The sequence below is a fragment of the Mesorhizobium sp. M1409 genome (genome assembly GCF_040317535.1).
Classification (GTDB): domain Bacteria; phylum Pseudomonadota; class Alphaproteobacteria; order Rhizobiales; family Rhizobiaceae; genus Mesorhizobium.
In genome coordinates this window covers 20,123-28,653 of record NZ_JAMYKV010000068.1, presented here as the reverse complement: position 1 = coordinate 28,653, position 8,531 = coordinate 20,123, and the positions used below count along the sequence as shown (strand labels likewise).

Sequence of the window (8,531 nt, the reverse complement as noted above, 5' to 3'; positions counted from 1 at the left end):
GCGGCGGGTTGATCCGCAGGCAACCCGGCCTCGCGCGCAGCATCGAACTGCTCGTCAAACCCGATAGCCTGCCCCGGCTACAACCTATCCAACCCGTCGAATCCTCTGTGCACAGGTACTAGCCGCAATGAGGTCGCGCCTCTTTGCTCTATGCCAAATCCGCACGAATTTTGCGCAACCCGAACTGACCGCAAAAGGATCTCGGCGTCCAGGCGGACGCCTCAAACTCATCGCTGGTGGGCCCGCGCTCTTCTCGAATTGCAACCTCCGCGATGGCATGGTGGTGGCCACATTTCGTCATCGATCTCATCCAAGCCGTGAAGGCCTCGATATTGGATTGCTAGGGGTGGTTGCAAATGTTCGCAAAAAGAAGCGTCATGGACGGAAACAAGGCTAGCGAACACTCTTGCACTGCTCTTGTTCCGAGCCAACTCCTATCCGACGATAGATGAAAGCTTCGTCCGACGCAGTATTTGCCACGGTGTGTTGCGTTTCTTCGATGAGCATGGCCATGCGAGCGTGGATCGGAGACTTGATGCAGACCGGATCCGTTGCGGCGGCATCGCCGGCAATCGCCATTGCCTGACATCTGCAGCCGCCCCAATCGATCTCGCGCCGCTCGCAGCTTCGGCATGGCTCTTGCATCCATTCGGTCCCGCGGAAGGCATTGAACGCCGGCGAATCGGTCCAGATCTCGGCGAGCGAGCGCGTTCCGAAGCGTTCGAAGCGGAGCGAAGGAACCGTCTGCGCGGCGTGGCACGGCAGCACGGTGCCGTCGGGCGTCACCATGAAGGCGTCTCGCGCCCAGCCGCCCATGCACGGCTTTGGATAGATGGCAAAATAGTCCGGCGGGACAAAGTCGATGTTGATGATGCTGGCATGCCGTTGCTGCGCCGCCGCGACGATCTCCGCCTGCCGGTCGACCGCGGCACGTTCGGGCATCAGCCAATCACGATTGGCCAGCGCCCAGCCGGCATACTGTACGTTGGCGATCTCGAGCCGCTCCGCGCCCAGCGAGAGGGCAAGATCGATGAACTCCGGTACTTGCTCGATGTTGTGACGATGGATCGGCGCATTAATGGTGAGTGGCAGCCCGGCCGCGCGGGCCTGGCGTGCCGTCTCCAGCTTCTTTTCATGGCTGCCCCGGTGGTTGCCGATACGGTCGGTGGTCGCCGAACGGGCACCCTGAAAACTTAGCTGCAGATGGTCGAGACCGGCTTCGGCAAAGGCCTCGAGGCGGCCTTCGGCAATGTTGATGCCGGCGGTGATGAGGTTGGTATACACACCGCGCGCCGAAAGACCGGCGATCAATTGTTCGAGGTCGCGGCGCAGCGTCGGCTCGCCGCCGGATAGATGCACCTGCAGAACGCCGAGATCGGCGGCCTGCGAGAAGAGATCGAGCCAGGTCTGCGTGTCGAGCTCGCGATTGGCCTTCAGCAATTCGAGCGGATTGGAACAATAAGGGCACTGCAGCGGGCAGCGATGCGTCAGTTCCGCCAGCATGCCAATCGGAGGGAGAATGGGCTCACTCATAGCTTCACCAGCAGCTTGTCCGACCATTCCTGCAGGAAGGCGATGACGTCCGCCGCCACGACTTCCTGTTCTGCGTCATAATCGGCGGCAAGATCGGCGATGATGTGGCCGACCGTGGATCGCCCGTCGCATCGGCGCAATATGTCGAGACTGATTTCGTTGGGCCAGAATACCTTCTCCGGCGAAAGCACGGCGAAGGCCTGTCGCACGGGGTCGTACTGTATGCGCACGTGCTTCGGCAGGGATGGCACCGATCGCAACGACGCGATGGCTTTTTCGCGCAGCGCCCTCATCAGGTTGCCTTCGGGCGGAAGGCGCCGGGCGGTATATTTCCCGACCCGCCATAGGCATGCTGAAGCGCGTCGAGCATGGCCCACAGTATATCGCATTTGAACACCAGTGCATCGATCGCCTGTTGCTGGCGTTCGGCCGTATCGGCATGGCCGAGCACGTAGGCGAGGGCGAAGTCGGCATCACGCGCTGCCTGTTCGGGCCGCCGGCTGAAATAGGCGAGCGTATCCTCGGTGACGTAATCATATTTGGCCAGCATTGCCGGCACACGCTCGCCGATGATGAGCGGCGAGAACATTTCGGTCAGCGACGATGCGACCGCCTCCAGCAGCGTCCGGTTCGTGCAGAAGGAAAGGTAGGCGCCGACGGCGAAACGGGTCGCCGGCAGCGCCAGCCGTTCGCTCTTGACGGCTTCGGCATCGAGCCCGAGCGAGATGGCCAGATGCAACCAGCGCGCTATGCCGCCGCTCCAGCCGTCCTCGCCGTCATGGTCCTCGATGCGTTTGCGCCAGGCGGCGCGAAACGCCGGATCCACGGCATGTGCCAGGATCATGGCGTCCTTGCGCGGAATGACGGCCTGATAGCAATACCGGTTCAACGCCCAGGCCTGCATCTCGGCCTTCGACAGGGCGCCACTGGTCATTCTGTGGTGGAAAGGATGGTGGTTGTGATAGCGCTCTGCACCGATCTGCCGCAGCAAGGCCTCGAGCTCGCTCTTGGACAGGCCATCTCTGGCCGCGTGTTGGAAATCGCTCAAAATTCCAGCTCCATTCCATCGCTGGCGACTTCCCAGCCAGCCGCTTTGACCGCCGCGTGTTCGGCGGAATTCTCGTCGAGAACAGGATTGGTGTTGTTGATATGGACGAAGATTCGGCGGCCGATCTTCACATCGGCCAGACCGGCAATCGAACCTGCTTCTCCAGACATTGCGATGTGCCCCATGCGCGCGCCGGTTTTCTGGCCGACCTGGGCAGCGATCATCTCGTCGTCTGTGTAGAGGGTGCCGTCGAACAGAAGGCAGGCGGCATCGGCCAGACGCGTGCGCAGGGCGGCATCGATGCGCGCGCAGCCCGGGATGTAGAAGGCCGCGCCACGACTGCCGGCCCCGGTGATGCGCACTCCAATCGTGTCGCCCGTTTCGGAGCTGAAATCGGCGCTGGGATCGCCACTTTGCTCGAGATAGAGCGCGATCTTCCCGGGCACGGGGAAGACGTCAACGACCACACCGGTCTCACGGCCGCCCGCATCGCAGATCGCCAGTTCTCCCATTGGCGCCAGGAGGCGTCGCGGCACGATCGCCGGATCGAGAACGCTGAAAATCGAATTCGCCTCCAGCGTCGCCAGCACCTGTGCGGTCGCATAGACGGCGAAGGGCTGTCGTTCACGCAGGCTGAGCAGGCCGGCGATATGGTCTATATCGGCGTTGGTCAGCACCACCGCGCGGATAGGCGTCGAGCGCAGCGGCGCCTCGGCTGCGGGCTGCAGGTCAGGCGTCTGCGCAATCTGCTGGCGAATGTCGGGCGAAGCGTTGAAGAGAACCCAGCCTGTCCCGTCCGCCGACGCGGCAATGCATGATTGGGTTCGTGAATGCACGCCGGACATCCCGGCGCGAGCTGCGCGGCTCAGGCGATAGTTGCAGTTCCATTGCGGAAAGCCGCCCCCCGCCGCCGATCCGATGATCTTCACGTGCATGATGATGCCCGCTCCGCAGCCCATCCGAGCGGCAGGAAATCCTCGCTGCAAAAGGTTTCGCGCCCGCGTTTTCCGCGCAAAGCCGTCGCGAAGATCTCACGCGGCAAGGAGGTGCATGCCCCTGTTGCCAAGGACACGCACCTTTGCGGCCTACTTCCTGGGAGGAATTTCAGCAGGCAGATACCGCGAAATTTCGAAGCCCGCAGCCACCTGGCACATGGTGGGTTTCTTCCAGTTCTTCTTCTTCATTGCATTCTCCTCTTCTGCCAGCCCGAAGGGGCCGGTCATATCGTTGGCGCCATTGCGGGCGATGCAATGGCTCGTCCATTACCTCACAAATGGACAAATGAAAGATTGGGTACTCAAACAGCCAAAAAACAAAGCAATAAAGCAACCTCAAAGGTCAGTTCCTTCCCTCCTCTCTCCCGCTGATGCCGATCAAGCTCACCCCGGCGTCGCCGTGATAGGGTTGTCATGTTCGTCGATCAGCGGGACGTTGTAGTCTAGCAGCAGCTTGTTGATCTCTGCCTGGTTTTCTCGGATCACCTTGTTGAGCGTACGCTTCCATTCCTGGTCGGATGGACGTACTCCCATGGTAATGCGGTAGGACATGCGCGAACCGGTCTTTTCCTTGACCAGGGGGACGATCGTAACGTTCGCGTTGAGTTGCTTGGCGTAGTAGCCTGCCATTGGTCCCCACAGGATCGCGGCATCGATCTTGCCGGCGAGCATGTCCTTGAGCACAACCTCTCCCATCGACGGGGTGACGCGCGTGTCGACCGCCAGCGGGTAGATTTTTGCCGTTCGCAAGAGTTTGTTGGCGGCCATGTTGGCAGTTGGCGGCGTGCGTTCGACGACACCTATCCTCTTGCCGGCGAGTTTCGGATCCTCGATCGTCTCGACGCTCTCGAGGTCGTCGTCCTTCGGATGCACGAGCACGTAGGAGGAGCGATAGTAGGCATTGGTGTTCTGCACCAGCTCATCACCTTGGGCATAGCCCATGATGACATCGCATCGGTTGGCAGCAAGCGTGTTGCGCACGAAGCCGATGACGGTCGGAAACCATGTGTAGGCGACCGTCTTCCGCCCTGTCTTCCTTGCAACGAGCTCAGCCAGCTTGTTTTCGAAGCCCTGGCCGCTCTGGTCGGTGAATGGCATGTTCGAAGGATCGGCGCAGACGCGCAGGATGTCGGGATCGACCAGCTCTCCGGCAGCGCCGAGACCGGCGCCCTGCGCCCCGGCGCTCGACGGCAACATGGCAAGCGCTCCGAGGATCGGCAGGATTACGCGCAGCTTCGATGCAACGCCGCCGGTCATGTCATCCCCCCATGCAGGATGCTTCGGCATCCTTCGCCGCCTTGGGCTTGTCTTCGTGCTTGGGTGGCCTGCCGCGCGGCGCCGCGCCGTCGGCGCGTGCGCGCAGATAGACGTAAAGATCGTCCAGGTAGCAATAGACGTTCTTGTTGTCGCCGAAGGCAGGCATGACGTTTTCCTTGCCGTTGCCGGTATTCTTGCGGCCCTGGGCCACGATCGAGAGGAAGGTGGGGTAGTCGATGTTTTTCAGGCTGTTGGCCAGGGCCGGCGCATAGCTCGAGCCGGTGCCGTCTTGTCCGTGGCAGACATGGCAGTCCGAGTGATAGCGGCGGTAACCACTGAACGTGTACCAGTCCACCGTTCCGTTTTCTATCTTGTAGGTTGGGTTTCCATCCGCGTCCAAATACTTGCCGCCGTCGTTCTTCACCGCCTTGGCCTTTTCGGCACTGTCTTCGGCCCGCACCAGAGTTGAGCTGGCGAGAGTGAGAAGAGCGACGGCGAGAATGGAAATTGCAATGCGAGAAGACATTCAGACGCTTCCTTATTTTGCCAAGGACAAAGGTTGTGCCGTCGCGAGGACACTGATGGATGTTTCGGGTGAGCGGCAAATCGAGAGCCCGGAAGTCCCTCCAGGTGATCCGGGCTCTCATATTTCAGGCCGTCGCTCTCCGAGCCCTCCCGGATGTCAATCGGGAAGACCGAAGACGGTCAGCTGGCCACCCAGCGTGGTGTAGTCTGCAAGTGCAGCATAGCCGCCGACAGCGCCCAGACCGGCCGTGCCTACAACTGTGTTCTGGTCGCCTTGCGCCCGGCCCTGATCGATGGCGCCGTGCCAGGCTGCGGCTTGGTCGGGCGAAAGCAATCCGCCTGCCAGACCGATGCCGGCCCAGCCGCCGACGCCCGACAGAACGGCGATGTACTGCTTGCCGTCGTGCTCGAAGGGCGTGACGTTGCCGATGATGCCGGATGGGGTCTTGAACTTATAGAGTTCCTTGCCGTTCTTATCGACCGCCTTGAGGTAGCCTTCGAGCGTGCCGTAGAAGACCACGTCGCCGGCCGTCGCGAGTGCCCCGGACCACACCGAGAACTGCTCGGGCTTCGACCAGACGATCTCGCCCTTCGCGGCGTCCCAGGCGATCAGGTTGCCCATGCTCTCGCCGCCCGGTGCGGGATACATCGACACAGTAGAGCCCACATAAGCCTGGCCGGCCGTGTAGCTGACCTTGTAAGGCTCGTAGTCCATGCAGACATGGTTGGTCGGCACGTAGAACAGGCCCGTCTTCGGCGAGTAGGTCGCCGGCTGCTGGTCCTTCGTTCCCAGCGCCGCGGGGCAGATACCGGTGGTGTTCGTATCTTCACCGTTCGCCTGGGGAGAGTATTTCGCAACGACCTCTGGACGACCGTACTTGTCGCTCTTGGGGTCCATGTTGATCTTGGTGGCCCAGTTCACCGCCGGATCATACTTGTTGGCGACGAGAAGCTCGCCGTTGGCGCGATCCATGGTGTAGGCGAAACCGTTGCGGTCGAAATGCACCAGCACATCATGCTTTTTGCCTTTGATCTCCATGTCGTCGACGAGGATCATCTCGTTGACGCCGTCATAGTCCCATTCATCGTGCGGGGTCATCTGGTAGACCCATTTGGCCATGCCGGTGTCGGCATCGCGGGCGAAGATGGTCATCGACCAGCGATTGTCTCCGGGGCGCTGGACCGGATTCCACGTCGAGGGATTGCCAGTGCCGTAGTAGACGAGGTTCAGCTTGGGATCATAGGAATACCAGCCCCATGTCGTGCCGCCGCCCGTCTTCCACTGTTCGCCTTCCCAGGTATTGGTGCCGGAGTCCTTTCCTACCGGCTTGCCGAGCTGGGTGGTCTTGTCGGGATCGATCAACGTGTCTGCATCCGGACCTTCCGAATAAGCCTTCCAAGCGAGCTTGCCGTCCTTGAGATTGTATGCGGTTATCCAGCCGCGGACGCCGTATTCGGCGCCGGAGACACCGACGAGAACCTTGTCCTTGATGACGACGGGCGCTGACGTGCCGGATTCGCCCTTTCCACCATTGATCTCGTCGCCGTTCTTGGCTGACCAGATAAGCTTTCCGGTCTTGGCATCGAGCGCAACAACGTTGGTGTCAGCCTGATTGAGAACGATCATCGCCGGGCGGTCGCCATCGGCAGGTGCGTAGGCAACGCCGCGATTGACGGTGTCGCAGCACATGATCGCAATAACGTTCGTGTCCTGCTTGGGCTCGTACTTCCAGAGGATCTTTCCGTCCTTGCTGAGATCGAGAGCGTAGATCGTGTTCGGGAACGGCGTGTGCACATACATCACATCGCCGACAATCAGCGGTCCGCCCTCATGGCCGCGCAGCACGCCGGTCGAGAATGTCCACTTGACCTGCAGGTTCTTCACGTTCTCCTTGGTGATCTGCTTGAGCGGGGAATAACGGGTATTGGCGTAATCACCCGTCTGCATCACCCAGTCTTTCGGGTTTTTGGCCATTTTCGCGAGCTCTTCGTTGGCTGACGCCGTATAGAGCGCACCGAACGGCAGCAGCGCAGAGGCCGTTACGATGTAGGTAGCTTGTATAAGTGCGCGCATCACAATCCTCCCAGGTTCACAACGGGAAATCGATTGTTAAGCCCGCAAAGGCCTCAACAAGCGATTCAGTTTGGGAAGTATTTCCGGCAGCGTGTCACGACCTAGACTCAACCAGCAGAGGTGTTTTTAACCTCTAACCAAACAGTCTAGCCCTTACCCGCCCAGTTGGTCTACGAAAGACTGCCGCCATTCCCTAATTATGGCGACGTCCTTGAAGCCGGAAATGAGGTAAGGCTATGTCATTACAAAATGGCAGGCAAGGAAAAACCCGTCGGAATCTTGCGTGTGCGGCATCATTATGTTGCGATGCAATATAAAGATGTAGCTAGAATCGCTGCCCGATGATTAGCGGCCAAAATGGCTTAAAGGCGGCCCCGATACGTATAAAACTCTTATCTGTACGTATTGACGGTATGCTGAGATTGCCTCTTATTTAGGCATATTTTCACCAAACTTCTCGGCGAAGCCGGCTTTGTCCACCAGTAGTAAGCGAGGTGTCAGCATACCGCAAGAAGACAGGTGCGGGGTGGGTCATGGGGTCGCCCCGAAGCGCTGTTGTCGATGGGCAGGGCATTCCTCCTTTGGTCCTATATGGAGGCGGTTGGAGGTTGACGGGCCTTGCGGCATGTCGCCAACTGGCCGCGATGGCGCTGCCTCGCTGCCTCGCTTCCTCGCGCCAGGCAACAGGAGAAGATTTCTCATGGTCAGATATGGTGGATTTTCGATCCTGCCGCTGCTTTTTTCGTCAACTATGGTCTTTGCGAACCCAGCCGGTGCTGCGGGAGACTACCCGACGGTGACGATTGTCGATTATGTGCTCGGCTGCATGCGGACAAACGGACAGACACGTCAGGCCTTGGAGAGTTGTTCCTGCTCGATCGATGTCATCGCCTCGATCCTCCCTTACGAGCATTATGAAAGGGCCGAGACCTTCAAGAGCATGTCTCTGACGACAGGCGAGAATGCCGGCCTGTTTCGTGAAAGCGCACCGGCAAAAGCCGCGCGAACGGAGTTGAAGCGGGCCCAGGCGGAAGCCGACGTGCGTTGCTTTTGATATGCATCGGCTGTTCGAGGGCCCCTTCAAGGGCATTCCCGCCCG

General features: G+C 60.2%; 9 protein-coding genes. 1 reads left to right on the top strand and 8 read right to left on the bottom strand.

All coding sequences use genetic code 11. From position 1 onward, the window contains the following. Positions 1 to 393 precede the first annotated feature (393 nt). From pqqE to NKG99_RS32015, 8 genes are all read right to left on the bottom strand, one after another. Positions 394 to 1,533, bottom strand: coding sequence for a pyrroloquinoline quinone biosynthesis protein PqqE (gene pqqE, locus NKG99_RS32050; protein ID WP_352873273.1), 1,140 nt, complete (start codon positions 1,531 to 1,533; stop codon positions 394 to 396). Then, positions 1,530 to 1,826 carry a pyrroloquinoline quinone biosynthesis peptide chaperone PqqD gene (gene pqqD / locus NKG99_RS32045; RefSeq protein ID WP_352873271.1) on the bottom strand — a complete coding sequence of 99 codons (297 nt, stop codon included), beginning with the start codon at positions 1,824 to 1,826 and terminating at the stop codon, positions 1,530 to 1,532. The genes pqqE and pqqD overlap by 4 nt, the downstream gene beginning before the upstream one ends. Further along, positions 1,826 to 2,581, bottom strand: a complete 756-nt coding sequence (gene pqqC / locus NKG99_RS32040) for a pyrroloquinoline-quinone synthase PqqC (RefSeq protein WP_352873269.1) — start codon at positions 2,579 to 2,581, stop codon at positions 1,826 to 1,828. Before pqqC ends, pqqD begins: the two co-directional genes overlap by 1 nt. Then, the gene (gene pqqB / locus NKG99_RS32035; protein ID WP_352873268.1) at positions 2,578 to 3,516 is read right to left on the bottom strand and encodes a pyrroloquinoline quinone biosynthesis protein PqqB; all 939 of its coding nucleotides are present in this window, start codon (positions 3,514 to 3,516) and stop codon (positions 2,578 to 2,580) included. Before pqqB ends, pqqC begins: the two co-directional genes overlap by 4 nt. A 150-nt stretch (positions 3,517 to 3,666) precedes the next feature. Then, complete coding sequence (locus NKG99_RS36085) at positions 3,667 to 3,765, bottom strand: pyrroloquinoline quinone precursor peptide PqqA (RefSeq protein WP_502911062.1); 99 nt, start codon at positions 3,763 to 3,765, stop codon at positions 3,667 to 3,669. Between the two features lie 195 nt (positions 3,766 to 3,960). Next, positions 3,961 to 4,833, bottom strand: a complete 873-nt coding sequence (locus NKG99_RS32025) for a substrate-binding domain-containing protein (RefSeq protein ID WP_352873265.1) — start codon at positions 4,831 to 4,833, stop codon at positions 3,961 to 3,963. Position 4,834: 1 nt separating this feature from the next. Further along, entirely contained in the window at positions 4,835 to 5,359 is a 525-nt protein-coding gene (locus tag NKG99_RS32020; RefSeq protein ID WP_352873264.1) for a c-type cytochrome, methanol metabolism-related, read from the bottom strand. A gap of 156 nt (positions 5,360 to 5,515) precedes the next feature. Then, positions 5,516 to 7,432, bottom strand: a complete 1,917-nt coding sequence (locus NKG99_RS32015; protein ID WP_352873263.1) for a methanol/ethanol family PQQ-dependent dehydrogenase — start codon at positions 7,430 to 7,432, stop codon at positions 5,516 to 5,518. A 700-nt stretch (positions 7,433 to 8,132) separates the two neighbouring features. Here NKG99_RS32015 and NKG99_RS32010 point away from each other — a divergent pair. Beyond that, entirely contained in the window at positions 8,133 to 8,486 is a 354-nt protein-coding gene (locus NKG99_RS32010; protein WP_352873262.1) for a hypothetical protein, read from the top strand. Positions 8,487 to 8,531 lie beyond the last annotated feature (45 nt).